Genomic DNA, 25,991 nt, shown 5'->3' on the forward strand with positions numbered 1-25,991 from the left:
CAACCGACTTGCCACGCGTCACCAGGCTGGGACCGCACTCCAACAACAGCAAAGGACGGAACCCCTCCCTGATGGCGCAAGAACTTGTATTCGACTACGCTCATATTTCCTCAGAATTTGAATTGGTGAAATACGTCTTTCGAGAAGAAGAACTCGGGTCTCAGCCGAGCCGAACGGCTGGGCCGCTCACTCTCCGACGGATGTAGAACTCACCCCCGTCGCTTGGCCCTCGAGCAGAAAGATGTTCGGGGCTACCTGCTTGGCACAGAGGCCGGTCAAATCCACCTCGACAACGTGGCGCAGCTTCCGGGTGTTCCAGGGCACGCGGAAGCTATCGCCACGCTCCTTGTGGGGGCAGTGGTGCTTTGGCAGGCGCTGCAACGTGACGAGTCATTTGCTTTCGGTTGCCCACTCACGTAGCGGCGTCCAATGCTCACGAGGTTGGTCCTCAACGGAGCTTATGCGCGCGACCATATGGTCAAACACTTTCAACGCATTGTAGATCGCGTACAAGAACCGTCCTTGCGCTGGGTCAGCTCGAAGGGTGACGAGCAGGTCCACGGAGCGTCTCCCAGTCAGGTCAATTCTCACGTCAAAAGCGTCTTGACTCATGACCCTCTCGGCTGAATCCAGGATGGCCCGTTCTGTGGGAATATCGACGTCCGTTTCTACTCGCCACCTCTGGCCCCATGCGCCGCTGGAGAGTTGCTTGGTCGGCGGGAAGTGCACCTTGACAATGCTCTTTGCCGCATCGCTGTAGTCAGTTTCCATTGAGTATCAAAAGGAGTTCTTGGCCGCCTCGCGGCGAAGCCGCGCGACCAGTTCGCGCAGTCGTACCACGGCAACATGCGGCGGCAGGGGCGGAGGCTGAGACTGGGGCGGCGGTGGGTTGGAGCGACGTGCCATGGCACGAACAAGGTTGCCACAGGCGTGGGGCATCGGCACAGAAGGCAGCGGTGCCAAGGTGCACCGGCCCGCACTGGACGCGCTGAAGGCCGCCGCCCAGAGGGGGAGGCCCGGCCATGTGCTGGTCTTCGCACTCGACCGACCGGGGCGCTCCCTGCGCGACCTGTTGATGCTCCTCGATGACCTCGCCGCCAGCGGCGCCTCCGTCATCACTCCGGGAGCCGTCCATCGACCTGTCCACCCCCACCGGCAGCCTGCTGGTCCACCTCCTCGCCTCCCTGGCGGAGTTCGAGCGGGAGTTGCTCCGCGCCCGGCTGCGTACCGGCCTGGCCCGGGTGAAGGCCACGGGCCGCACGCGCTCGGGCCGGCGTGTGGGCCGGCCCAGGCGACAGGTGGACCTTCAGGCCGTCGCGGGGCTGCGCGCCGCCAGCCGGAGCTGGCGGGAGGTGGCCATGGCCCTGTACGGTCCCAGGCGCACGCTGACGCGCGCCTGGGCACTGGAGCAAAGCCGTGGACCGGTGACGGCATTCCATAAAGCCGTGCGCCAACTGAGGGGCGCCAGCAGGGGACCATTGCCCCCGAGCCCTGCCCAGCACAACCACTCGAAGGACAACGATCAACCGTCGCGTGCTCTACGGAATTCCTCAACCAAACGCCAGAATAGCTCCCACGCCGCCTCCTCGCTGCCCGCAGCCCTAAGAACAGCGGCAGCAATTCCGGCTGACGCACTCCACTCCCTCGTCTCCCAAAGAAACGCACCAAAGTCCCGCGGAAAATCGACCACCGACTCCTGAATGCCGTGCTGCCGCAGCGCGAGAGAATACCCATGAATGAGCTGCTCAAGGCTACGCAGACGCAACGCGCCCTGAGACTCATCCCCGTCGACATACATACTGGGCCGCCTTCGGACCTCCTCAAGCAAATCGAAGATCGACATCATTCCCCTCAGAAGCCGAAATTAATTGCATCGCCATACTCCCAGAGCTGTTTATACGCTGAGGCCGACATTCCCTGAGGGCCAGTAAGCGCATCGTACACCCGGCCCTCCTTGAATACGGCCCTGTGAAAAATCCAGCCGGGAGCCGAATTGCCCGCAGGATTTACAAGCTCGCCAGCAGAGTTACGCACGCGCCCGAGCCAACGCGCCTGCCCGGTGATGTTCTTGATCTCGCCTCCAATCGCCTTTTGGATCGATCTTGCGACAGCTTCGCATCCGTATTGGCACGCCTTCGCTCCTGGCTCTAGCGCAGTCCAAGGCTCACCGCCAACCTTTACGCCCTTTGCGGCTGCCGCGCTGACACCGGAAGCCGCCGTGGTCGCCTTGGTTTCCGAAAAGAGGACGGCGCGGCCCAGCGAGCCAGGGTTCCCCACACCGCGAGTTCCGTAGACGCTCGCCGCGAGCGAGAGGGTCGTGAGGGTCCTGGGGAACCGCTGCGACAAGTCCAGGAGGCCTCCCAGGCCCAGGCCCCGCATGATGCGATGCGAGTTGTAGCCATGGACAGGGACGTTCTGCATCACGCCTGCTTCGAAGTTCCCTATCGAATAGGCCGCGCCGTTGATGAAGTTGTCGCCAAGGAGGGCGTTCCCCAGGTCATTGGCGAAGGTCTCGCTCGTCAGGTACTCGCGGTTCATTTGGCCAGCTGGCGAAGCTCGCCAGAGCGCCTCGCCGAGCATGAGCCCCGTGTCGAGGAGGCTAGGCTGCGGCCCCGGTGTGGGGGAGGCGCTGCTGCCGGAGTCGTCCTTGTACTGGTTGGGCAGGTGGGTGCCGTCATCCACCGCCCAGGACGGGGCCTGGGGAGCGGCGGTGACGTCGAGGAGCGGGTCGCGTCGGGGATCGTTCGGAGACGGGCCGACGGGGAAGACCTGGGCCGTCCAGCCGCCGCCGTAGTCATAGGTGTCGCGGAAGCTGACTCCGGGCAGCCCGCCGCCTTCGGGCGTCAGTCCGCTCGGGTCCGTGTACTTCAGGGGGTTGTTGAGAACGTATGCGTAGGGGTGGAAGGCCTGGCTGCGAGTGGTGTCCACCACCACAGGGTCCGGGCTCAGAAAGCGCGCCAGCCGCGCGTCATACAGTCGGCCGCCCATGTTGGTGAGGCCTCCTGCTGCTTCTTCATGACCTGTGAAGCCCGTGCGGACAGCCGCCCCTCCACTGGGACGCTGCATCAAATTGGACGCGCTTCGTCGCTCGCCGAAGGGCTCGTACTTGATGCGCTCGACGAGAGTGCCCTCCTGACTCACCACGGTGTCCGGGCTACCCAATCTGTCGGAGAGCAGGAACAGAGGGGAGACAGAGGCATTCGCCGCCAACGTCACCTCTGCGACGGTGCCGGTGGGGCCCTGGACGCTCATGCGATGCGTCACCGTGCCGCCCTGGCGGCGGCGCTGGTAGAGGCTGCCGACGGAGACGACGTCCTCGCTACCGCCATTCACGGACGTACGCACGCGGGAGCCAAACGCGTCGTAGGCGTAGATCCAAGTGTGACCCGTGCTCGTCTCATGGAGCGTCTTGGGCAGGTGGAACGACGTATAGCTCGCTTCGCGCACGAGCGCGCCCTGGTCGCTCGTCACCCTCACCTGGTTGCCACGCGTGTCGTAGTCGTAGCGGAAGCTGGCGCCGTCCAGTGATGCTGAGTCAACAGCATTGCGAGGGAAGGTGCCGACGGACGTGGGAATGTACGAAGCCGACACCTGGCCGCCAGTGGTGCGCGTCTTCAGGTTGCCCGCGTCGTCATAGATGTACTCGACGGCAGCGGAGGTGCCGCAGGTACCCTGTGCCACCTCCCAGCGCTTGAGCCGGTCGAGCGCGTCATATGTGAAGGACTCGGAGGCGGGGTTGGGGCCCAGCACGTCATGGCGCGCGGTCAGATTGCCGCCGGGTGAGTACTCATAGGCCAGGCGCTGCACGGGCGTCATTCCATGCCGTGCGTCGAGATAGCGCAGTCGCCCCAGGCCGTCATAGCGATGCACCCGCTCCACCCCGGTGCCGAAGAGCTCCTTCGTCAGCTGGCCAGCGCCGTTGTAGGCCAGCGCCGTCCAGTACACGTCCCCGGTGTGGGCGTTGTGCACCGCTTTCACGCCACCCTCGGACGCATACGTGTAATTGATCGCGAAGCGCGGCAGGCCCGGCACCTCGGGGTACAGCAACTGCGAGGGACGTCCCAGGGTGTCGTACCGCTGCTCAGTGGTGAAGCTCTCCGTCCCCACGCTCAGGGTGGTGGTGGCCGGGCGTCCCAGTCCGTCGTAGGTGTAGCGCGTCTCGACCACGGGCTGTGCCGGTTGGGATGCCTCGGGAGTCATCTCGCGTCGGGCCTCCCCAAGGAGTCCCCGTGCCTTGCTGTCGGAGTTGCCCAGGTCCGCGGTGTCCCAAAGGAAGGTGACACGCTCGAGGAACGCATCGCCCATGTGGTGGGGGGCCCGCACCACTTGCTGGGTGACGCGCCCCACTGCGTCGCGCGTGAAGACCGTCCGCAGGCCGAACGTCGCCGTCGGGAGAGGCTCGGGCAACGGCGGGGACAGCGGTCGCCACGCTCCTTCCGCCTCCCACTTCACTTCACCAAAGGCGTTGTACGCCAGGAAGCGCTCGCCTGCGGACTCGTCCGAGGTCCACTCGGTGCGGCCCAGCACATCGTGACGCTGGAGGAGGCGTGCGCCGTCAGGCGCCATCGTCGCTGACAGCCGGCCGAAGGGGCCATACTCGTAGCGGGTGGTGAGGAGGCGTCCGCCGTCGGCCACCTCGTTGCTCTCCACCAGCAGGCCACGGGTGTCCGTCAACTGCTCGCGACGACGGTTGTCTGCGTCTGTCACGGACGTGCGCACGCCCGAAGGGGTGGCCAGATAGCCGTAGGTGGTGGCGCTTCCGTCGGGCTGCGTTTGCCGAACGAGCCGGTCGAGGCCGTCATACTGGAAGGTGACGTAGCGCGGCATCTCCGTGGTCTTCCAAGGCAGCGACTGTGTTTCCACCCGCCCCAGCCCGTCGTACGTCGTATCGACGAAGATGCGCGCGCCTTCGAAGCCACTGCCCTCCTGCTGCACCACGCGTCCGCGGGCGTCGTAGCGGACGAGGCTGTCGCCGCCACCCTGTGTCCACGTGCGAACCAGCGGCAGCCGCTCTTCCCAGGCGTACTCCACGGACTGCCTGCCACCGATAGCCGTGGACGCCCCGCGCGGGCGGCCAAAGCCGTCGTACTGCATGTGCTGCCACACCCCGTTGGCATCCTCCACCGCCGCGAGCACCCCCAGACCTGGAACGAAGGCGTAGCGCGCCCCGTTGCCCATACTGTCGTAGGTGTGGCGCAGGGTGATGGCCTCGGAGTCGTCGTAGACGTACGACTCGTCACGCGTGACCCCCAAGCCGTCCGTGCGCACCACGCGCGTCACCAGTCCGCGCCCATCATGCTCGTACGTGGTTTTCAAGTAGAAGGCTGACGTCTTCTCGTCGCCCCCCTCGCCCATTCTGTCCGGCATCAGCTCGGTGTTGGTGACTTCGCCGCGGCTGCCATATGTCGCGCGGGATACCTGTTGCAAGGGAGCGGAGGGCGGCACGCCGTCGCATGGACCCATCGACGCGCGCACGCACTCCACCCAGTGGGTCCGGGCCACCCAGGTGCCTCTGGGAAGCCACGTGGTGACGTCGAACAGGGGCCCATCGCCCGCGAGTGGTTCCACCGTTCTCCGAATCTCCTCCACCTTGTTGCCGGTGAAGAGTCGCGAGAAGGCGGTCGTGACCATTCCGTCCGCGTCTCGCGTCTGCCCCATCTCCTTGTTCGAGAGTGTGACCGCCTCACTGTTCGACCGCTGCTCGGTCACCACCTCGTGCATGCTGGACACGTACTGCTGGTAACTGCCTGGGCGCTCGGTGGTGTTGGCCGGTGTTCTGGACGTCTGCTGGTACGTCCAAGTCAACTCCCGCCTGCGCACGGTGCCGTTACCCACCTGCACCGTTTCTAGCTGATAGGTGGGCCGATGCGCCTGGGCCGCCCAGGACTGGCCCTGGGTACCCGCCGCATTCAGGCCAACGAGGTAATTGCCGTTGTCCCTTCCATCCTTGTCCTGATGCCCGTTGTTGTAGCGCGTCGTCGTCGTGTCGCCCGTCAGGGTGTCCGTCGCGGTGCGCTCCGCGAAGCCGAGCCACCCTCGGCCCTGCACGTCCACGCGGCCGTCCTTGTACGTGTAGGTCCACGAGCGCTGCGACATCGCATCATTGAGGTGCTTGACGACGTGCATCGTCTCCGAGGCACGCCGAAGGTGCCACATGCCGGGAGCGAAGCTCTCAGTGAAGCGTGTGGTGTAGACCGATGGGTCCGCGAGCGATGCATAGGTGAAGCTGATTTCCGGCCCCGTCCTGCCCTCTGCGTCCGGGAGTTGAGTGCCTGGCCTTACCGCTCGCAGCACGTCGGGCCTGTCCTTGCGGAAGGCTACGTGCAGCCGGTTGCCCTGCCGGTGCGTCACATCGAGCAGTCCATCATTGTCGACATCCGCCACCTGGACCCACGCCAGGTCGCTGCCTGCGGGTACGGCCAGTTCTTCCACTCGAGAGAACGTGCCTTCCGCATCTGCCAGCAGGACGCGCACCGGCAAGCCTGGCGACACCACCAGCACATCCTGACGCCCATCCTCGTTGAAGTCGCCACTCCGTATTCTACTGCCCACCTGCGTGTACGGATTCAGCCCGGTGAAGTGCTGCACTCGAGGAGGGAGGAAGGAACTCTCCCCCACCACTCGTCCCTCCTGGGTCGCGTTCTCCTTGAGGCCCGAATTGACCTGGGAGTCCAGGCGGGTCGCGTTCTCCTTATCGTCGTACCCGAAGGACACTGCGTCACCGAGGCCGTCCCCATTTACGTCAGCGAAGAAGAATTCATGCGGATGGAGTGCCAGTTTCAGGTCCGTCTGCGTGTTCCAGAAGGGCCGCTGAATGCTTGTCTTCACCGGCACCAGTGTATGCGCCCTGTTATCGTTGTACACGGACCAGCGCTCATGCCGGTATGCGTAGAGGGTGGGGGGCTCTAGAGGCGACGTCCCATCGCCTGAAGAAGGTAGGAGCGCCTCGCCGACAACCGCCATCTTCCCATCGCCATACAAATCGACGACGCGAGCACCGAACTTTGTTTCGGCAAGGCCTGGTTTTGCCATGACGTGCAGTTCGGACGTGTCAAGATGGAGTTCACGCTGGTCGCTCGCCGTAGGAAGGCTATATGCGAAGTCGTTCCTCCGGTCCCCGTCCATGTCCAGCCAGAGGGCCATTTTGGAGACGGTCCCAATGTTGCGAGGCCTGTCGGGAAGGCCACGGATGGTCCCGATGAACATGTGGGTCCATCCGGTTGGTTGAGCTGAAGTTGCATATGTAATGCAAGACAGTGCCGCCAGCGACGACTTTCCGTGGCCATCCCAGTCCACGACCTGTGGGTGATAGTCACCCCAATCCATCGTCTGGCATCCGGGATGGTCCTCATCCCAGATGGAGGTGCCGCTGCTGACGTGATAGGTGCTCTCGAACGTGCCTCCTGGCCTGAAGGTGAGGAGTCGGTGCCAGTACCGGCGCCAGAACTCGCACGGCACGGGCTGGTCCGGGTCGCACGCGTCCTCTGCGGGGCTGGTGTGGGTGAAGAACGATAGCCCGGTGCGACCGGCTCCGAGTCCGAAGGCATGCACTCCCACGCCGGGCCGGGCGTCGAGGAGCTCCGTCACCGGCTTGTCGACGAAGTCCCAGCTGCCAAGCTGCCAGTCAAAGCGCACTGGTGACTTGCATATGCCGGCACCGTCACACTCCTGGACAGAGGACAGCAGGCTGCGTCCGCTCACGCTCATGTTGACGTATGTGAAATCGTAGCTCCGCAGCACGATCCCCCCCGAAGCTCCAGTGTCGTCCGTGGGACCTGACATGACCACCTGCGCGAGGCGGTGTGCGCGCCCGAGGCGTGCGCCCTTCTGGTATCCAAGGAACGTGTCTGGGCGATCCTCATAGATGAAGCCCACGGCGCGCCGAGCCGCCAGGCCTCCGGACTGGGGACCCTCCACGGCATGGCGCGTGTACTCAATGCGCTCAGGCCGGTGCCAGGAACCGTGTCCGTCCTCAGGGGGGGCGGATTCGTAGAAGACATCCATCCGGTTGCCCCACCTGTCGCGCACGCTGGAGAGTCGCCAGGCGAGAACCTTATTCTCCTGGGTCGGGTACAGACGCGCACGCCAGACGGCGTCTTCGCGTGCTCCGTCCTTTCCGTAGGTGGAGATCCGCCCGTCCGGTGTGCTCACTTCGAAGCTGGATGCAGTCGAACGCACCCGAGTATGGGAGTCTACCTCAAGGCGATACTCGTCCGCCGCTATGGGCACCAGTCGCATGCCGTCCAGACACAGGGGCGCGGCGGGACGTGCATAAATGCCATCCTGTGCGGTCGTCTGCGGGCAGCCCACAATCTGAGACAGTCCAGCCAGCTGGAACCCCACGCCCAGCCAACCGTCCTCCGCCCGGCTATTGTAGGACAGGGAGAGGCTTGGCTGGATGCCCGCACGCCCGGGCGGCACCCACAGGGGTAGCACCACGGAGGCGGCGCCGTCAGCCGTCACATCTGCATGTACGGGGGTGGTGCCTGTCGCCAGGGTTTCGGCGGGGGCCGAAGGTAGCAGCGTATCGGAAGGTACGGACAGCTTGGGAGTGTTCGCGTCGAGCGCGACGACGATACGCCCCGAGCTCGTTCCGACCGGAATCGATTCATCGTAGGTCATTGCCCCATTGGGGCCGCAGCTCACAAGTTGTACCCAGTACACCAGGGTCAACATGCCAGCAGCCCATTTGCGACGGATCACTCGCGTTTCCGAACGTGGAGAAGTCTTTCGAAGCGTCACTGAGGTGTACCTCAAGCAGAGAATGGAAGAGGAAGATGAATCGCAGGCCCGCGCGTCTACAGCGGGGGCTGCCTCGTGCTGCTATGGCACTACCGTCCACTTCTGATTGAGGCCGCCATTGCAATCCCACAGCACCGTCCGTGTGCCGTTGGGCCAACTGTCGTTCCAGAAGGCATCGAGACATCTGCCAGTGGCACCGCGCAGGCTTCCATCCGCCTGCCGCAGCCACTTCTGGTTCAACGTCCCGGTGCACTGCCCCAGGACCACCGGGGTGCCGTTGGCAATGCCGTTGCGCCAGTCCACGGACAGGCACTTGCCACCCGGGTCCTGCACGGTGCCGTCCGACTGCAGCGTCCAGCGTTGGTTGCCCTCGCCGTGGCAGTCCCACAGTTGCGTGGGGACGCCATCCGCCCCCTGATAGTTCCCATCGGCGTCGAGACACTTGTTGGAGACGCCGCGCAGCATCACCGCGCCTCGCTCCGCGCACACGGCTGCTGCCCGGCACACCCCCGCCTCGTCGATGCTCCCATTGCAGTCATTGTCCTGACCGTCACAGACGTCGGGGGTGCCCGGCGCCACGTCAGGAGCTGCGTCGTCGCAATCCCCTGCGCTGGCGGAGGTGTTCGCCGGCCTCCGACACGCGCGGTGTGGCTCGCTGGAGGAGCCGTAACCGTCATAGTCCCGGTCCGTGAAGAAGGTGACCCATGCCGTGGGGTTCGTCGAGTCGTCTGCGGCGCCGGTGCAGTCCTCGTCGATGTTGTTGTTGCAGACCTCTGCGGTTGGTAGTCCTGGGTTGCACACGCCGTGCTCGCCCCACTCGCAGACCTGCCTTGGAGGTTTGCCGTCTTGCGTCTCCTCCATCCAACAGAGGTTGGCACACGTGGGAGCGGTGCGCTCGCAGGCTCCCGTGCCACAATGAAGGGCAGGCACGTTATCGACCTGCTCGTCGCAGTCGTTGTCGATGCGGTCGCACTGCTCGGCGGTCGGGAGGCCAGGTTTGCATGGTCGTTCCACCCCGTCGACGCAAGCCTGGACTCTGTCGGCGCATGCGCCTATTCCGCATGTCTTCCACGCCCCGGGCTTTACGGCTGCATTGCCATCATTGCAGTCCTGGTTGTTGAGAGACCGACCGGCGGGCACGGTGCAGGCAGCACCCATCGGGGCTCCTGCGCCGTAGCCGTCCCCGTCAGAGTCGCGGTAATAGTTGCGAAGGACGCCTTCATCGATGAGACCGTCACAGTCGTTATCGAACCCGTCACACATCTCCGGTTCGCAGATGGTTTCAGGTGGTGGCTCGCAGCCGTTGAGCGGACAGAGTGAGGTGTCGCCGGAATCCGTCCCTCCATCTCCACCATTTCCGGCAAGAGACTCGCTGGCCGCCAAAGCCCAGGACGCGGTCATTGTGAGCGCCAGCACCAACGCGATAGGGATACGGCCACATCCTGGCACCAGGACGTTTTTCTTTGAGGACATGGAGCGCTTTCGTCTGTGGCCAACTGGCTGCATTTCCTCCACGGCGTCGTTCACAGCAGGCGTTTCGTGGCTTCGGTGCCGTCTTCGGGCAGCACCGAATGGGCATCACGCCTGCTGATGGGCTGGAATACGGCTTCTTCAAGCCCTGCGGAGGAACGGGTCGGAGGTACCCGTGAGCGTTGGCGAACCGACTATGTGCAACGGGTGCGCCATTGGCTGTGGCGTCAGGTGCAAGGGGCGGGATGTGCGAGCGCTGCGTTGGACATCGTCCGAGAAATGAGACGTGGGTCCAGGTTCAGACACGCCGTGAATCCGCCTTTCCTGCTGCTTCCGGCGCGCACGCGGCGCCTGTCACGCAGTGTCGGCGCAGGCGGGTGACCCGGTGCCGAGCGGCACGCGGAGAATCACCAGGGAGCCCGGGATGTCGTGATGGGGCTTTTCTCAGGGTCGCCCCCGGTCCGAGGGCCCACGACGCCCTGACCACCACGTGACATCCGCCCCGGTGGGCTGGCGCTTCAGCTCCGAGGCGCCGGGTAGGGTGCCGCCGCGTGGAGTCGGGCCGCCGGCCGTCGCCGGGGGGCACGCGGCTCCTGGTGGAGCTCTTCCATGTCCGTGCTCTCGGAGTTCAAGCAGTTCGCGCTGAAGGGCAACGTGGTGGACCTGGCGGTGGCGGTGGTCATCGGCAACGCGTTCACCTCCATCGTCAACGCGGTGGTGGCGGACCTGGTGATGCCGGTGGTGGGGCTGGTGCTGCCCGGCGGGGACTGGCGCAACGTCACCGTCACGCCGTTGCAGCTGCGCCTCGGCCACCTGCTGGGCGCGCTGCTGGACTTCATCATCATCGCCCTGGTGCTGTTCATCGTGGTGGTGAAGGTGGGCTCGCTGTGGAGCCGCAAGGAGGCGCCGCCACCGCCCTCGACGCGGGTCTGCCCGGAGTGCCGGGAAACTGTCCCCCTGGAGGCGCGGCGCTGCCGGGCGTGTACGTCCGTGCTGGAGCCCCTCGCACCCACACCCGCCTGAACGTTGCCGCGGAGCTCTACGCGAGCGGGCTGACGCAGCGGGAGCTCGCCGAGGGCCAGGGCTCTGCCCTTGGGCATCGTGCAGTCGTGGATTTGCCACGGAGATGCTGCAGCGCCGCACGTCGCGGTGGGCCTGGCCTCTTCACCCGGCATGAAGCTCGGCACCAGGGGCGTCAGAGGCCATAGCGCCCGGTGTATTCGGCACGCAGGGTGCCGAGATACCAGTCATCCAGCGAGTCGAAGAGCTGGGACGGTGCGTCACTCTGGCCTTCGAACCATGCATAGCGCCCGTCACTCGCACGGAAGGCGGACATTCCGAGCCCGACGTGGAACACAACCCAGTCTTGGGAGAGGCCCTTCTCTCGATGCACGCGTGTGACGCTGTCGATATCGTCACCCATGGCCGGCTCGCCCAGGGGTGAGAGGAGGGTCTCTGATTCGAACACCTCACCTCCCCCCGTCGAGGTCCAGAACGACAATAACTCCTCGGGAACAGGTCCGTGGCTCCTGACCCACCCCTCCAGTGCTTGAGCAGAAAGCGGACCATTCCATCGAAACAGCTCAGGCCGCTTTCGCGCGTCCAACTCCATTCCGCTATCGCGACGCAAAGGATTTCCTCCAGGAAGCCAATGAACTCGCCAGTCGACTTGTTGAAGCGGAGTCCCATCTGGTCGGGGCCATGAACATCGACGGTCTTCCCCCAATTTGGGTTCTCGTGGGGGCCTGCATGATGCTCTGGATGACGTTTTCGGCGGTCTCCTGCGTCGCCGAGACTGTTCCCCTGGAGGCGCGGCCGGGCGTGTACGTCCGTGCTGGAGCCCCTCGCACCCACCCCCGCCTGACGGTGTTCACCTCCGGCAGGCCGGAGCGGATGTCTCTTTCCCCCCGAGCCCCCCGGCCTTAAGTCTGCCCCAGGGTCGGGTCGCCGGAGGTCGCACGCGCGGATGGTGGAATACATCGACCAGCTCATCTCCTCGCTGGGGCCCCTGGGGCTGCTGGTCCTCGGGCTCGCGGCGGCGCTGGAGTACATCGTCCCGCCCTTCCCTGGGGACACCGTCACCCTGCTGGGAGGGGTGTACGCGGTGCGTGGCACGCAGCCCTGGCCGCTCGTCTTCCTGGTGGTGACGGCGGGCAGCGTCGCGGGCGCGGCCATCAACTACTGGGTGGGCCACTGGTTGGCGAGGCGCTTCGCCGCCCACCCCGAGTGGAGCTTCTTCGGCATCACCCACGCCCGGCTCGAGCTCGTGCAGGCGAGGATGCGGCGCAACGGGCCGTGGCTGCTACTGGCCAACCGTTTCCTACCGGGCATCCGCGGGCTCATCTTCGTCGCGGCGGGCGCCGCGAACATGCCCCGCTTCAACGCGCTGCTCCTGGGAACACTGTCGGCCATGGCCCACACCGCGCTGGTGCTGGCGCTGGGCGCGGCGGTGGGCGGCAACCTGGAGCGGCTGGCCTCGCTCGTCAGCCGCTACCAGTACGCGGTGGTGGGCCTGGTCGGGGTGGGCGTGGTGGCGGTGGTGGTGCGCATGCTGGCCCGGCGTCGCACCCCCGCGCCCGAGCCCTGAGTCCGGGGGTAGGACGCGGCGGAAGGCCGGGATTGCGTGCCCCGGGCGGGCGCGCTTGAGTCGGGGCCATGGCCTTTTCTGCCCGCATCTGGACTCCCCTGCTCGTGGCGCTCGTGGTCGTCAGCGGCTGCCGCTGCGGCGACCCGGGCCTGGGCGGCACGCGCGAGGGCTTCCGTCCCCAGGAGGAGTCCGTGGACTTCGGCCGCGTGCTGCAGGGCGAGCAGGCCCGCCGCCAGGTGACGCTGCTGGCCACCGCCCGCGCCAGCATCACCGTGACGGCGTCCGCGAACGCCCCCTTCTCCGTGGCGACGCCGGAAGTGACGGTGCCGGGCAGCGGCACGGCCACGGTGGAGGTGGTGTTCACCGCGGGCAACGGCGTCGCGGAGGGGACGCTGACGCTGGAGGGCGGCGGAGACTCGGAGTCCGTGCGCCTCACCGGCATCGGCGTGCCGTCCAAGCCCTGTCCGGCCCCGCAGTGCCGTGACTCGCGCTTCGACGTGGAGTCCGGCGAGTGCGTGGAGACGCCCCGCGAGGACGGCGCCAGCTGCATTCCCGCCAGCCGCTGCGAGGAGCTCGGCCTCTGCGAGTCGGGCGTCTGCGTGGGCCGCCCGCGCACGTGTGATGACAACAACCCGTGCACGGTGGACGCATGCTCTCCCACGCAGGGCTGCGTGACGTCGCAGGTGGCGTGCCCCGCGCCGAGCAACCCCTGCAGGGTGGGCCTGTGCGACCGCGACGAGGGCTGCACGGAGGTGGACGCCGACGACTTCAGCCCCTGCGGCCCGGTGAACTGCAAGACGGCCAATGTCTGTGTCAGCGGACGCTGCACCGGCGTGCCCACACCGGATGGCACCGTCTGCGCCCCCGCCACCGCCTGCCAGGGCGAGGGGACGTGCCAGGAGGGCGAGTGCGAGCGCCCGGACGCGGGGGACCTCGAGCCCGAGTGGGAGCGGCAGGTGGACGGCGAGCCGGTGGAGGCGCCCGGCGCGCCCGTGCTGCTCGTCCAGGACGGCGCGCTCTTCGCCTCGGTGTGTGGCGGTGATGCGGGCTGCCGGCTCGTCTCGTACACGGCCGGCGGGCTGGTGCGCTTCGAGTCGCCCTACCCGGATGGTGGCGCCCGCTCGCTGCTGGCTGTCTCGGGCGCGGGCGTGGTGGTGCTAGGCCCGGAAGGGCTGGAGGGCTACGCCCCGCGTGAGGATGGCGCGCGGCTGTGGGAGTCGACGTGGGAGGCCATGGGCACGCCGCCCGCTTCGGACGCGGGGACGTGGCGTGGCGGGACGGGCGCTGGGCGCGTGGCCGTCACCGTGGAGGGCGACGTGCTGGCGTACGTGGACTGGCGAGCCGTGCCGGATGCCGGCGTGGACGGAGACCCGGTGCCCCTGCCGGAGCCGGAGGCCTCGCGGCTGGTGTGGCTGGCCGGGAGTGGTGACGCGGGCACGCTGCTGCGCGCGTCGCCGGTGGAGTCGTGGCCCGGTGAGGCGCGGCTCGCCCTGGACGTGACGGGCGAGGCCTTCCTCTACTCGGTGGACGGACGGCTGGCGCGCGCCGAGGCAGAGGAGGATGGCGGCACGGCGTTGCTGCTGTCCTCGTGGGTGGACGGCGGCGTGCCGGACGGGGGCGCGTCGCTGGCGGTGGCGGGCGGGACGCTGCTGGTGGGCGGCCGGGCCTTCGTGCCCACGGAGCGCGGAGACGGCGGCACGGACGGCGGCGCCGCCGTGGTGACGGTGGACTGGGACGCTGGCACTCGCACGCGGGTGCCGCTGGCGGAGCCGGCGCTGCTGTCCGTGGCGGGCACACCCGGCTACCTCTTCGCGCGCGCGTGTGAGCGCACGGACGGAGTGCCCTGCACGCCCGAGGAGGAGCGCGTGGTGCTGCGCGCGGTGGACTCCGACACGGGGCAGCTCGCCTGGGAGGTGGACGCGCTGCCGGACCTGGAGCTGCCCGGCGCGCTGCACGACGCGACGCTGGTGCGGGGCGGGGCGGTGGGAGTGCTGGCGGCCGCGGAGCAGGAGGACGGGCCCCGCGTCTGGTACCAGCTCTTCGTCCGGGGAGAGCGGCTGGGCATGTGCCCGCTGCCGGGCCGCCCGCGCGTGGCGGGCTCGGCCTTCGTGGAGAACCGGCTGTACGTCCTGGCGGAGCGCGACGGCGCGTGGCTGCTGGAGTCCTACACAGTGGACGGGAGCGCGGAGACGCTCGGCTGGCCCCAGCGGCACGGTGGCGCGGGTGGGGCGCGGCGCGAGTCGCCCTGACTCAGGCGCCTCAGGAGGCCGCGCCCGGGTCCACCCAGAGGTCCTCGAAGCGCACCTGCGGCGGCGTCTGGTGCAGCCGCAGGTTCTGCACCGTGGGCGTGGCGGCCGCGTGGATGCGGTCGTGGTACAGGGGGATGAGCGGGCAGTCCTCCAGGAAGAGCTTCTCCGCGCGCACGTAGAGCTGCAGGCGCAGCCCCGGGTCGATGGACACGCGCGCTTCCGTGGTGATGCGGTCCAGCTCCGGGTTGCGGTAGCCCAGCGGGTACACCGTCTGCGCGCTGGAGTTGAGGAGGAAGTAGAGGAAGGTGTCCGGGTCGGGGAAGTCCGCCAGCCACAGCGTGCGGAAGGCGGGAATCTTCCCCTCGCGCAGCCGGGCCGTGTACTCCTCCGGCGTCAGCTCCACGTGGCGCAGCTCCAGCAGGCCCGCCTGCAACAGCGGACGGAAGAGCACCGCGTCCTCGGCGGAGGTGTCCCGGCCGGTGGGCTGGTGCAGCGACAGCCGCAGCCGGCGCAGGCCCGCGTCGCGCAGTAGCTGCTCCGCCAGGCCCACGTCCGGAGCGGGCGTCGGCCCCACCTCGCTGTCGTCCAGCAGCTCCGGGGGCGTCAGGGTGCGCGCCAGGCGGGCGCCCGGGTGGAACTGCTCCACCATGGCGCGGATGTCCATGCCCGCGCGCAGGGCCCGCCGCACGCGCACGTCGTCGTACGGGGCCTCGCGCTGGTTGAGCGCCACGAAGGCGGTGGAGGGCGTGGTGCTGGCCACCACCTGGAAGGACTCCAGGCCGGGCACCTCGACGTGCTCGGCGGCGAGGAAGGACACCAGGTCGAGCGCGCCCTGCCGCAGGCGCGTCACCGCGTCCTGCCGCGAGTTCAGCAGCTGGAACTCCAGCCGGTCCACCAGCGGTCCCCCGGCGCGCCAGTAGGCGGGGTTGCGCTCCAGCACCGCGCGCTCCGGGTCCAGGGAGATGAGGCGGAAGGGGCCGGTGCCCACCAGCCGCCCGCTCGAGTCCGTCCGAGCTATCGCCGTGGGCGTGAGCGCCATGAGGTGCAGGAAGAAGGCCTTGGGCTCGCGCAGGCGGATTTCGAGGGTGCCGTCGTCCAGCGCCTCGAGGCCGGACACCTCGCGGGCCAGGCCGGAGGTGAACTCGGGCGCGCCCTCGACGTCCTCCAGCAGGCTGCGGTCCGGCGAGCGCACCGCCGGGTCCAGCAGCCGCTCCAGGTGGCGCTTCACGTCGGTGGCGGTGAGCAGCGTGCCGTCGTGGAAGGTGACGCCGCGGCGCAGGTAGAAGCGGTAGCGGCGCGCGGACGGGTCCGCGTCCCAGCGCTCGGCGAGGTCCGGCTCCAGCCCGCCGTCCTCCAGCCGCAGCAGGCTGGAGAAGACGCACGAGGTGAGCTCGGCGACCTGGTTCTCCACGCTGAAGAGGGGGTCCACCGCCTGCCGGTTGCGCAGGGACGCCGCCTGGTGCAGTCCCACGCGCAGCGTGCCGCCCGCGCGGGGCGTGGGCAGCTTGAAGCGGAACACCTCCGTCTCCAGGCCCACGGCCTCGTGGCCGAGCTGGTCCACCGTGCGCGTCAGCCCGTCGCCGATGCGGATGACCCGGCGCGCATCCTCGCGCACCTGCGCCACCTCCTCGCGGATGGAGGCGTCGCCCTTGGTGAGCACCACGTTGGCGGAGCGCAGCTCTTCAATCGCCGCGCTCAGGCGCACCACGGAATCGGACAAGTCGCGTCCGGTGCGGGCCTGGGCCTCCGCCTTCTGCGAGGCGCCCTGGCCCACGCGCGCCATCTCGTGCGTCTGGCGCACCAGCTCGCGGGCGTGGCCGGACTGTTCAATGGCCATGCGCGTGACGTCTTCCACGCGCCGGGCCACGCGGCGGCTGGCCTCCACGACGGTGGCGCCCTGCGTCTCCAGCCGCTGCGTCTCCGCCACCGTGGCCTCCACGGCGGTGAAGGTGCGCTGGGTAATGGTGCGAATCTCCACCAGCGCCTCGGCGGCGCGGTCCCCGAGCGCCACGCCGGCGGTGGCCTGCTCGCGGCCCTCCTGCACCAGCGTCACGGCGGTCTGCACCGCGTCGCGCACGCCGGACACCATCTTCGCGATTTCGCGCGTGGAGCGCGTGGTGCGCTCGGCGAGGTTGCGAATCTCGTTGGCCACCACGCCGAAGGGGCGGCCGTGCTCGCCTGCCTGGGCGGCGATGATGGCGGCGTTGAGGGCGAGTAGGTTCGTCTGGTCGGCGATTTCCTGGATGACGTCGACGATGCGGCCAATCTCGGTGGAGCGGGTGCCCAGCGTGCCCATCAGCTCGGCGGCCTTGCGGACCGTTTCCTCCACCCGGTACATGCCCTGGACGCTGTCGCCCACGAGCACCTCGCCGCGCTCGGCGGTGGCCGTCACGGCGATGGCCAGCTGGTTCGTCTCGCTGGCGCGGCGGCGCACGGAGTCGATGCCGCCCTCCACCGCGGCCACGAAGTCCTCGGCCTCGCTGGCGAAGCGGCCCAGCTCGTCGCCGGAGGAGGCGATGTTGGCCAGCCGCTCGGCCATGGCCTGCATCAGCGCGCTGGTGTTGTGGGCGAAGCTGTTGACCTGCTCGAGCGCGTGCACCACCTGCTCCAGCCGCTCGGTCATCTCCAGCAGCGCGCCGGTGGTGTCGACGGCGAAGACCTCCAGCTGGTGCACGCGCTTGACGGCGACCTGGAGGCTGCCGCCCATGCCGCTGACGGCTTCGAGGGTGCGCTCCACGGCGCCGCCCTGGCGGCGGGCGGCCTCCAGCAGGATGCGGGCCTGCTCGCTCACCTCGTTGCTGGTGCGGTGGAGGTTGGCCGTCACCCGCTGCACCTGGGACAGCGCGCGGCGCAGCGACAGGATGAGCCGGCGCATGTCTTCGTGGCCCTCGTAGCGGGTGCTCACCGTGTTGGTGAGGTCCCCCTCCGCGAGCCGGGACATGACCTGCTGGCGCACGCGCCGACGGCGGGCCGCCCAGCGGAACCACGCGAGGTAACCGCCCACGAGGTAGAGCGTCGGCGTGCCGACGAGCAGCACCGCCCACGTCGAGCCTGGGAGCGGGGCGCCGTGAACAGCCCGTAGCAGTCCCCCCAGGACGAGCGCGGAGATGAGGCCTGCCGCCAGGCCGAAAGCGAACAGGTACCGTTTTGCGCCCATGTACGGACGCCACGCTACCCCGCCTTCTCGCGCCGGTCCTCAAAACGCCGCACACTGACGTCCGTGGCCGCCCTCCTCGCCTTCCTCCTCCTCGCGCTCCCCGTGAAGCCCGTGAACCCTGGTGCGGAGGGCGGGTCGCCCGCGCCTCGCGAAGAGGCACGCTTCGTCTTCGCCTGGCGTGGAGTTCCGGTGGGGATGGTGACGCTGAAGTTGTCACAGGGACACTTCACGTACGCCAGCCAGCACCTGCACACGCGCGACGGCCAGCCGGGCGAGCGACGGCGCGAGGTGACGCTGGCGGTGGATGCCGCGGGGCGGGTGAAGGAGGAGCGGGGCGCGAAGGCAGGCGAGGCGGGACGGATGCGCGGCTCAGGCGTGGAGGCGGGCGAGGCGGCACGCGGGCCTGACGCGAAAGAGGTGGTGCCGCAGTCGCTGTGGCTGTGGCGCGGACCGCCAGCGGTGGGCTGCGTCGTCGCGCGAGAGGAGCTGTCCGGCCGCGAGGGCCCTCACTGCGTCACCCGGGCGGAGGGACATCGGGCGGAGGGCACCCTGCTGGGCGCCCCCTTCCGTGCGAGCTACGGAGAGAGCGGCCGGCTGGAGGCGCTGGAGGTGGGCGACTCCCGCTTCACCGCGGCGGCACCCGACGAGCGACTGCGCGCGCCGCCGGAGCTCTTCGCGCAGGGCCTGCCGGTGGAGGGCGCGCGAGGCCCGCTGGCGCTGGAGCCTCCGCTGCCGGTGCCCGAGCGCCTGGAGGCGATGACGCCCTGGGAGGCGGGCGCGGCGAAGGCGCTGGCGGCGCGGGTCCACGCGGCCTTCACCGACAAGGCGCCGGGCGCGGCGGACTGGAACGAGGACGGCGAGGGCGAGGCGGGCGGGTGCCTTGCCCATGCGCTGCGCTTCGCGGCGCGAGCGCGGGAGCGCGGGGTGAAGGTGGCGCTGGTGCACGGGCTGCTGGTGGTGGACGGAGGCCCGGCGCGCCCCCACGCCTGGGTGCGGGTGGCGCTGGCGCGGGGCGGGACGTTGGATTTGGACCCCACGTCGCTGGACGCGGTGATGCCGGACACGCACCTGCCCCTGGCGCTGGCGGACGCGCGAGGCCCGGCGCTGGAAGCCGGGCAGCGCTGGCTGGCCCTGCTGCGCGGGGCGCACCGGGTGGTGCGCCGGCCGTGACGGCGAGGCGGGCTACTCGAAGGGGATGAGCGACAGCTTCACGCCCGGCTCCGCGCCGAGGATTTCCTTGGCGCGGGCGGGCAGGTAGGCCACGGTGTTGTCCAGACGGGCCTGGCAGCGCACGGAGCGGAAGCGGTTGCGGCCCGCGTCGCGCTCGAAGGCGACGAGCACGTCATCGCCCTCCAGCTCGAAGTCCTCCTCGGCCAGCTTCACCGTGCGGTACTTGCGCACCAGGGAGATGTCGGCGGTGTTGGCCTCGAAGTGGGGGCCGCCGTCGAACGGGTCGATGCGCTCCACGTACCTGAAGCCGATGCGCTCCAGCATGCGCTGCACGCCGCGCGTCTGGGGGCCCACCTCGCCGAGCACCTTCTGCACGCGGTCCGGGAAGAGCGACGCGTAGATGTCCGAGGAGGGGAACAGCTCCTTGATGAACTCCTTGTTCTGCCGGCTGAGGCGGTCCGCCTCCTGGTAGGTGAGGGCGGTGAACTTCTTGCCGCACGCCTCCCACAGCAGGCTGCGCCCGTCCGGCAGCAGCGGCGGCAGCAACTCCGCCAGCACGCGCGGGCGGAAGATGCGCCGGTGCATGGCGACGAAGAGGAAGCGCACGTAGGACAATTGCTTGCCGGGCTTGTCCGGCGTGGCGCGGTAGGGCGGGTCCACCACGAGGCCGCCGACTTCGGTGGGGCCCTCGTAGTTGTAGGCGATGGAGAGCACCTTGTGGCGCAGGTGCCGCTCCAGGGACGCGGAGTAGTGCTCGCGCTCGCTCACCTCGTAGTAGATGTGCGGGGCCTCGTACGTCCCGTGCTGGGCGATGATCATCGACGTGCCGATGATGAGGTTGTTGCGCACGTCCTCCAGGACGAAGAGGTACTCGCGGTCGAAGGGGTTCTTCACCTTTCCCGCGAAGCTCTTCACCGACTTGTCGATGATGGCCTCGAGCGTCTCTTCGTTGTTCGGCAGGTTCACCGTGTTGAGCACGGCGGCGAGCCGCTTGAGGCCGGCCAGGTCGGTCTTCTGGACGTCACGCAGGACAAGCATGGGTGCACCGGGGACGCCCCCTTCAGAGGGGGTGCCGGAAGGGTGGGGACCATACACCACGCCTGCCGTCAGTCAGCCCCTTGGTTGCTCGGCCTGTCGGTGGCGCGCTGCGTTGACGGGTTGACAGGCCGGGCCGCCTGGGGGGTGGCCTCGGACGGCTCCGGAGGTGAAACATGTTTCACGCCGCACGGGGGCTTGTCTGGTTGGCTGCCCTGTTGTCAGGCAGGTGGGAAGGAATGGGCGGCGGAATGAAGTGCGGAATGCCTTGCGCTACGGTGTGTCAATCGTTGGATGTCAAACCTTCGCAAGGACACAGCATTGAGAGCCTTCGTCCCCGTAGCGCTTGCGATGTGCCTGGTTCCTGTTCTGGCCTCGGCCGGAATCGTGTGGCGCGGTGACTTCGAGTCGGGAGACCGCTCGCAGTACTCGGGCACGCAGATGGTGAGCGCGGACCGCTTGCAGGTGGTGACGTCGCCAGTCGCGGAAGGGAAGTACGCGCTGAAGGCGACGGTGCGGCAGGGCGATGACCCCATCAACTCCAGCGGGAATCGCAACGAGCTGGTGTACCAGGGCAAGGAGGCGGTGGGCTCGGAGTACTACTACCGCTGGAAGGTGATGTTCGCGACGGACTTCCCGAGCGTGGACACGTGGCAGCTCTTCACGCAGTGGCACCATGACGGGTGCTGCGGCTCGCCGCCGGTGGAGTTCTACGTGAGGGGCGAGGAGATTCGCCTGTCGCTCCCCGGCACGGGTGAGGTGCCCTGGCGCACGAAGCTGGTCCGCGGCGTGTGGCACGAGTTCATCATGCACGTGAAGTGGGGTGCCACCGCGAACACGGGCTTCATCGAGCTGTGGCACAACAAGGAGCTCGTGCTGCCCAAGCGGGGCGCGGTGACGATGTACTCGGGGCAGAAGAACTATCTGAAGCTGGGGCTGTATCGGAATGACACCGTGAAGCCGGTGGGCGTCGTCTATCACGACGGTTTCGTGCAGGCGACGACGCTGGCGGATGTGATGCCGGTGGTGGTGCCGCCGCCCGTGGACGCTGGGACGCCGCCCGTGGACGCCGGGACGCCGCCCGTGGACGCCGGGAGCCCGGGGAATGTGGATGCCGGTGCTCCCGAGGAGCCGGGTGACGTGGATGCGGGAACGCCGCCGGTGGAAGAGGCCCCGGAGGACCCGGAGCCGATGCCGGGGACGGGCGTGCCGCCCGCTCAGGGCTTCCCGACGGAGGAGGCGATTGCCGGTGAGGTGGGGTGCAGCAGTGCCGGAGGTGTACCGCTCGCGGCCTTCACGTTGCTGGGCCTGCTGGGACTGGCGCGGGTCCGGCGTCGGCGGAGCTGAGGAGTTACGGGGCGCGCGAGCCGTGGGCTCGCGCGCCTCTGTCGTGAAGGCGCGTGGCATGGGCCCGTGGTCGCCCGCCGCGAGCTTGACTTGATGGACCCCTCCTTCTGGAGTGGCGCGGCTCGAACGCAGGCGCCCGGTTGGAGGGGTTCACGTGAAGTCTCTCGGATGGTGGCCGCTGCTGTGGGTGCTGTTGGCCGCGTGTGGCGGAGCCCGGCAGGTCGTGCGTCTGGAGACCGGGGAGGGTGCTCCCCTCGTCCATGTTCCGCGTGACGCGGACGCCGCGCCGGTGTCGCTGGACGAGGACGACTTCCAGGAGGGCGTGGCGGAGCTGGCGCGCGATGTGCGTCCTCCAGTGCGGCCGCAGGAGGCAGCGCGGCGGCTGTTCGAGATGGATGCGCGCGGCGGCACGTACACCTTTGAGCCACGCAGTCGCCGCCGCACTTCGGTGGAGCCGGGCGAGTAGCTGGAGGCGGAGCTGCCAGCGGCGGAGGTGTCACTGACGCGCGCCTATCTGGCCTGGTGCGAGCGGACAGGGATGCAGGGCGACTGCCTGCGACTGCTGGTGGAGAGTCCTGTCGTCACCGGGGATGGGCGCTTCGCGCTGGCGTTGGGTATGGCTCGAGGGGCCGTGCTGGAGGAGATGCTGGAGGCCTTCAAGGACATGGCGGACCCGGAGGCCATGGTGGCCGCGGCTCTGTGGACGATGACGATGTACGCAATCTTGTGGACGGTGCCGGAGCCTTTTTCCAAAGGCCTGGCCGCGACCTTGACTGCGTCCCTCCTCGTCTACGTGGGAGTGGACACGTTCAGGGGGCTCATCCTGGGCTTCCAGCGGCTCTGGGAGGAGTCGGAGCGGGCGACGAGCTTCGATGAGCTGCGCGAAGCGGGGGAGCGGTACGGGAAGGTGATGGGAAGGAACGCGGCGAGGGCGTTCGCGATGCTGGCCATGGCGGCGATGGGGAGCACGTCGACGGCCTTCGCGGCGAAGTTGCCGAAGCTGCCAGGGGCCGCGCAGGCGACGGTGCGGGCCGAGGCGCAGGCCGGACTCGTCTACGGAGCGGTGGGGCAGGTGGAGACGGTGGCGGTGACGGCTGAAGGCGTCACGCTGGGGCTGGCGCCGGGTGCCGTGGCGATGGCTGCCCGTGGGACGCGGGGCGGGGGCACATCGGCTTCGTCCCAGCCGCCTGGAGTCAGGGCCTGGAAGTCGCACAGCGGCTTCAAGAAGGCGATGGGCAAGGCGGGCCCAGGGAAGGAGTGGCACCACATTGTCGAGCAGACGCCGGGGAACGTGCAGCGGTTCGGGCCCGAGTCCATCCACAACACGCGGAACGTCATCCCCCTGGACGAGGCGCTTCACACCCGAGTCAGCGCGCTCTACTCATCCATCCGACGAGGTATTACCAGTTCGCGCAGTCTGACCGTGCGACAATGGCTGAGGACGAAGTCGTACGAGGTGCAGCGCGACTTCGGGTTGCTCGCCATCGAGAATGTCAGGAAGGGCATCTGGTGATGACTCTCGAGAAACTTGTGGAGCAGTTCGCGGAGCATGTTGCCGAGCAGACCGATGCCATCTGGCGAGGTGATGCCAGGACCGGTAACAAGCACGCTAGAAAGTATGGTGCCGCTGTCGACAAGCTTCTCGCTCAAGGCGACGCAGGTCGTGACGCGCTATGCGTACTACTCAAGCACCCGCGCATGGATGTGCGCGTCATGGCCGCAGCGCATTTGCTCCGTTACCGGACGGCTGAAGCCAAGGCCGTGTTGGAAGATGCGGCCAAGGGGGAAGGGTTGGTGCCCTTCGAGGCCGGCCAGGCCCTGAAGCGGTGGGAAGAGGGCACATGGGCGCTTGACCCAGAGTAGCGACGCAGGATGGAGGGCTTCGCTGTTTGCAGGAACTCTGGAGATGAAACTGGAAGACCTCGCAGAAGAGTTTGCGGCAGGCGTGGCCGCACAAACTGATGCGCTCTGGAACGGGGATGCCAGGACAGGGAATCGGCATGCCAGGAAGTACATCGCCGTGTTCAAGAAGCTCCGCGAACATGGTGAGGATGGGATGGATGCTCTCTCCACGTTGTTCGCCCACCCCCGGATGGATGTCCGGGTCAAGGCCGCAATCTACCTGCTCAGCGAAAGACCTGAGCAGGCCAGGCCCGTGCTGGAAGATGCAGCGAAGAGCGAAGGGATGATTCCATTCGAGGCTGCCCAAGCCTTGAAGTACTGGAGCGAAGGTACGTGGACCCTGGACGTGGACTGACTCTTGCTGCCTGCGATGGATGACCCATTGGAAGCCGCGCTCACCGAACTCGTGGAAGAGTTCGCCCGCCATGCGGCCGCGCAGACCGATGCCATCTGGCAGGGGGATGCCAGGACCGGTAACAAGTACGCCAGGCAGGTCAACATCGCGTTCGACAAGTTGTGCGCGCATGGGAACGCCGGAAGGGACGCGCTTGCGGCATTGCTCACCCATCCCCGAATGGACGTACGGGTCAAAGCGGCGGCCTTCCTACTCCGCCACCGAACTGATGAAGCGAAGGCGGTGCTCTCTGAAGCCGCAGGGGGCGAAGGAATGGTTTCCTTCGCGGCCTCCGAGGCCCTGAAGCGGTGGGAGGAGGGTACCTGGGCCCTCGACCCTGAGTAGCACTCCGCCTCCGCACCCATGCGCTTGAAGCCTTGCGCCACCCGTGGGAGGAACCGCGCCCATGAGCCACGACGCGCGTGACGCTGACGGAGCGGTGCCCCACCTGAGCCCGGAGGAGTTTCGGAAGCTCGGGCACCGGATGGTCGACTGGATTGCCGACTACTGGTCCCGCCTGGAGTCCTTCCCCGTCCGCTCCCAGGTCGCCCCGGGCGGCGTCGCATCGAAGCTCCCCATTCATCCTCCCGAAGAGGGCCTCGACGGTGAGCAGGGCTGGGACGCTGTCTTCCGAGACCTCGAGGACGTGGTGCTGCCCGGCCTGACGCACTGGCAGTCCCCCTCCTTCTTCGCCTACTTCCCCGCCAATGCCTCCGGCCCCGCCGTGCTCGGCGAGCTGCTGTCCGCGGGCCTCGGCGTGCAGGGCATGCTCTGGTCCACCAGCCCCGCCGCCACGGAGATGGAGACGCGGGTGCTCGACTGGCTCGCCGAGCTGACGGGCCTGCCCGCGTCCTTTTACTCCACCTCCGCCACCGGCGGCTGTGTCATCCAGGGTACCGCCAGTGAGGCCACCCTCGTCGCCATGGTGGCTGCCCGCGAGCGCGTCCGCCGCCACGGCGCACCCGCTGACACCGAGTGGGTCGCGTACTCCTCCACGCAGGCCCACTCGTCCGTGCTCAAGGCCGCCATGCTGTGCGGAGTCGCCCGGGGCGCCGATGACACGGTGCACGTGCGGCAGCTCGAAACCGACGCCCACTATGCGCTTCGCCCGGACGTGCTGGAGCGCGCCATCCGCGAGGACCTGGCGGCGGGCCGGCGCCCCTTCTTTGTCTGCGCCACCCTGGGCTCCACTTCCTCCGGAGCGTTCGACCCGGTCCGCGCCGTGGGCGCGGTGCTGGAGCGCACGGGCGTCACCGCGGCGGGTGGCTGGCTGCACGTGGACGCCGCATGGGCGGGTGCCGCGCTCGTCTGCCCCGAGCACCGGGGCCTGCTGGACGGCGTGGAGGTCGCGGACTCGTTCGCCTTCAACCCGCACAAGTGGCTGCTCACCAACTTCGACTGCAACTCCTTCTACACGCGAGACCGCCGTGCCCTCCTCGACGCACTGAGCGTGACGCCCGAGTACCTTCGCAACGCGGCGAGCGCGAGCGGCGCCGTCATCGACTACCGCGACTGGCAGGTACCCCTCGGCCGCCGCTTCCGCGCGCTGAAGCTCTGGTTCGTGCTGCGCCACTACGGTGCGCGCGGCCTGCGCGCCCATGTGCGGGGCCACATCCGGATGGCCGAGCAGTTCGAGTCCTGGGCGTCCCACGACGCCCGCTTCGAAATCGCCGCGCCCCGCTCGCTCTCCCTGGTGTGCTTCCGCCTGAAGCCCGAGCCGGGCGAGACGCCCGAGGCCACCGACGCGCGCAACCGCGCCCTGCTGGAGCGGGTGAACGCCTCGGGGAAGCTGTTCCTCACGCACACGGTGCTGCCCTCCGTGGAGGGACGGCCGGCCCGCTACGTGCTCCGCATGGCCATTGGGGGCACGTACACGGAGGAGCGCCACGTGCGCGCCGCCTGGGAGGCGCTCGCCGCCGCCTCGGGCTGAACCCCGGT

16 protein-coding genes and 3 pseudogenes are annotated in these 25,991 nt (G+C 68.3%); 11 read left to right on the forward strand and 8 right to left on the reverse strand.

Annotation, left to right across the window (positions count from 1 at the left end; genetic code table 11):
* Positions 1-390 precede the first annotated feature (390 nt).
* Entirely contained in the window at positions 391-771 is a 381-nt protein-coding gene (locus G4D85_RS23030; RefSeq protein ID WP_164015477.1) for a hypothetical protein, read from the reverse strand.
* A gap of 133 nt (positions 772-904) precedes the next feature.
* Between G4D85_RS23030 and G4D85_RS50780 the strand changes: the two are divergent.
* Positions 905-1,247 (forward strand): annotated as a pseudogene (locus tag G4D85_RS50780) (recombinase family protein); the annotation flags it as partial.
* Between the two features lie 275 nt (positions 1,248-1,522).
* Here the strand turns inward: G4D85_RS50780 and G4D85_RS49565 are convergent.
* The 4 genes and pseudogenes from G4D85_RS49565 to G4D85_RS50785 form a co-directional block, all read right to left on the reverse strand.
* The gene (locus tag G4D85_RS49565; protein ID WP_240359444.1) at positions 1,523-1,843 is read right to left on the reverse strand and encodes a hypothetical protein; all 321 of its coding nucleotides are present in this window, start codon (positions 1,841-1,843) and stop codon (positions 1,523-1,525) included.
* 8 nt (positions 1,844-1,851) lie between these two features.
* Positions 1,852-8,676: an RHS repeat-associated core domain-containing protein gene (locus tag G4D85_RS23045; RefSeq protein ID WP_205525665.1), complete on the reverse strand. Its 6,825-nt coding sequence runs from the start codon at positions 8,674-8,676 to the stop codon at positions 1,852-1,854.
* 147 nt (positions 8,677-8,823) lie between these two features.
* Positions 8,824-9,543, reverse strand: a complete 720-nt coding sequence (locus G4D85_RS49570) for a ricin-type beta-trefoil lectin domain protein (RefSeq protein WP_240359445.1) — start codon at positions 9,541-9,543, stop codon at positions 8,824-8,826.
* Positions 9,544-9,696: 153 nt separating this feature from the next.
* Positions 9,697-10,248: pseudogene (locus G4D85_RS50785) on the reverse strand (MopE-related protein); the annotation flags it as partial.
* A 573-nt stretch (positions 10,249-10,821) separates the two neighbouring features.
* Here G4D85_RS50785 and mscL point away from each other — a divergent pair.
* On the forward strand, positions 10,822-11,235 hold the full coding sequence (mscL, locus tag G4D85_RS23055) for a large conductance mechanosensitive channel protein MscL (protein WP_164015485.1): 414 nt from the start codon (positions 10,822-10,824) through the stop codon (positions 11,233-11,235).
* A 172-nt stretch (positions 11,236-11,407) separates the two neighbouring features.
* Here the strand turns inward: mscL and G4D85_RS23060 are convergent, their stop codons facing one another.
* Complete coding sequence (locus G4D85_RS23060; RefSeq protein ID WP_205525666.1) at positions 11,408-11,635, reverse strand: hypothetical protein; 228 nt, start codon at positions 11,633-11,635, stop codon at positions 11,408-11,410.
* Between the two features lie 543 nt (positions 11,636-12,178).
* On the opposite strand from G4D85_RS23060, the gene G4D85_RS23065 reads away from it, so the two are divergent.
* Complete coding sequence (locus G4D85_RS23065) at positions 12,179-12,799, forward strand: DedA family protein (protein ID WP_164015490.1); 621 nt, start codon at positions 12,179-12,181, stop codon at positions 12,797-12,799.
* 68 nt (positions 12,800-12,867) lie between these two features.
* Positions 12,868-15,048: a hypothetical protein gene (locus G4D85_RS23070; RefSeq protein WP_164015492.1), complete on the forward strand. Its 2,181-nt coding sequence runs from the start codon at positions 12,868-12,870 to the stop codon at positions 15,046-15,048.
* Between the two features lie 10 nt (positions 15,049-15,058).
* Here the strand turns inward: G4D85_RS23070 and G4D85_RS23075 are convergent, their stop codons facing one another.
* Positions 15,059-18,205, reverse strand: a complete 3,147-nt coding sequence (locus G4D85_RS23075) for an ABC transporter substrate-binding protein (protein WP_164015494.1) — start codon at positions 18,203-18,205, stop codon at positions 15,059-15,061.
* A gap of 63 nt (positions 18,206-18,268) precedes the next feature.
* Between G4D85_RS23075 and G4D85_RS23080 the strand changes: the two genes are divergently transcribed.
* Positions 18,269-19,375, forward strand: coding sequence for a lasso peptide biosynthesis protein (locus tag G4D85_RS23080; protein ID WP_164015496.1), 1,107 nt, complete (start codon positions 18,269-18,271; stop codon positions 19,373-19,375).
* A 12-nt stretch (positions 19,376-19,387) separates the two neighbouring features.
* Here the strand turns inward: G4D85_RS23080 and G4D85_RS23085 are convergent, their stop codons facing one another.
* On the reverse strand, positions 19,388-20,413 hold the full coding sequence (locus tag G4D85_RS23085) for an arginine N-succinyltransferase (RefSeq protein WP_164015498.1): 1,026 nt from the start codon (positions 20,411-20,413) through the stop codon (positions 19,388-19,390).
* A 348-nt stretch (positions 20,414-20,761) separates the two neighbouring features.
* Between G4D85_RS23085 and G4D85_RS23090 the strand changes: the two genes are divergently transcribed.
* The 6 genes and pseudogenes from G4D85_RS23090 (at position 20,762) to G4D85_RS23115 (ending at position 25,983) form a co-directional block, all read left to right on the forward strand.
* Positions 20,762-21,757 (forward strand): heparin lyase I family protein, encoded by a 996-nt coding sequence (locus G4D85_RS23090; RefSeq protein ID WP_164016080.1) that lies wholly within the window; start codon positions 20,762-20,764, stop codon positions 21,755-21,757.
* 154 nt (positions 21,758-21,911) lie between these two features.
* Positions 21,912-23,270: pseudogene (sitA5, locus tag G4D85_RS23095) on the forward strand (SitA5 family polymorphic toxin).
* Positions 23,270-23,620, forward strand: a complete 351-nt coding sequence (locus G4D85_RS23100) for a DUF2019 domain-containing protein (RefSeq protein ID WP_164016082.1) — start codon at positions 23,270-23,272, stop codon at positions 23,618-23,620. The pseudogene sitA5 and the gene G4D85_RS23100 overlap by 1 nt, the downstream one beginning before the upstream one ends.
* Before the next feature lie 43 nt (positions 23,621-23,663).
* Positions 23,664-24,014: a DUF2019 domain-containing protein gene (locus tag G4D85_RS23105; protein ID WP_164015500.1), complete on the forward strand. Its 351-nt coding sequence runs from the start codon at positions 23,664-23,666 to the stop codon at positions 24,012-24,014.
* Positions 24,015-24,029: 15 nt separating this feature from the next.
* Positions 24,030-24,398, forward strand: coding sequence for a DUF2019 domain-containing protein (locus G4D85_RS23110; protein ID WP_164015502.1), 369 nt, complete (start codon positions 24,030-24,032; stop codon positions 24,396-24,398).
* A gap of 61 nt (positions 24,399-24,459) precedes the next feature.
* Positions 24,460-25,983, forward strand: coding sequence for a pyridoxal-dependent decarboxylase (locus G4D85_RS23115; RefSeq protein WP_164015504.1), 1,524 nt, complete (start codon positions 24,460-24,462; stop codon positions 25,981-25,983).
* Positions 25,984-25,991: the final 8 nt, after the last annotated feature.

This window comes from Pyxidicoccus trucidator, assembly GCF_010894435.1.
Taxonomy (GTDB): domain Bacteria; phylum Myxococcota; class Myxococcia; order Myxococcales; family Myxococcaceae; genus Myxococcus; species Myxococcus trucidator.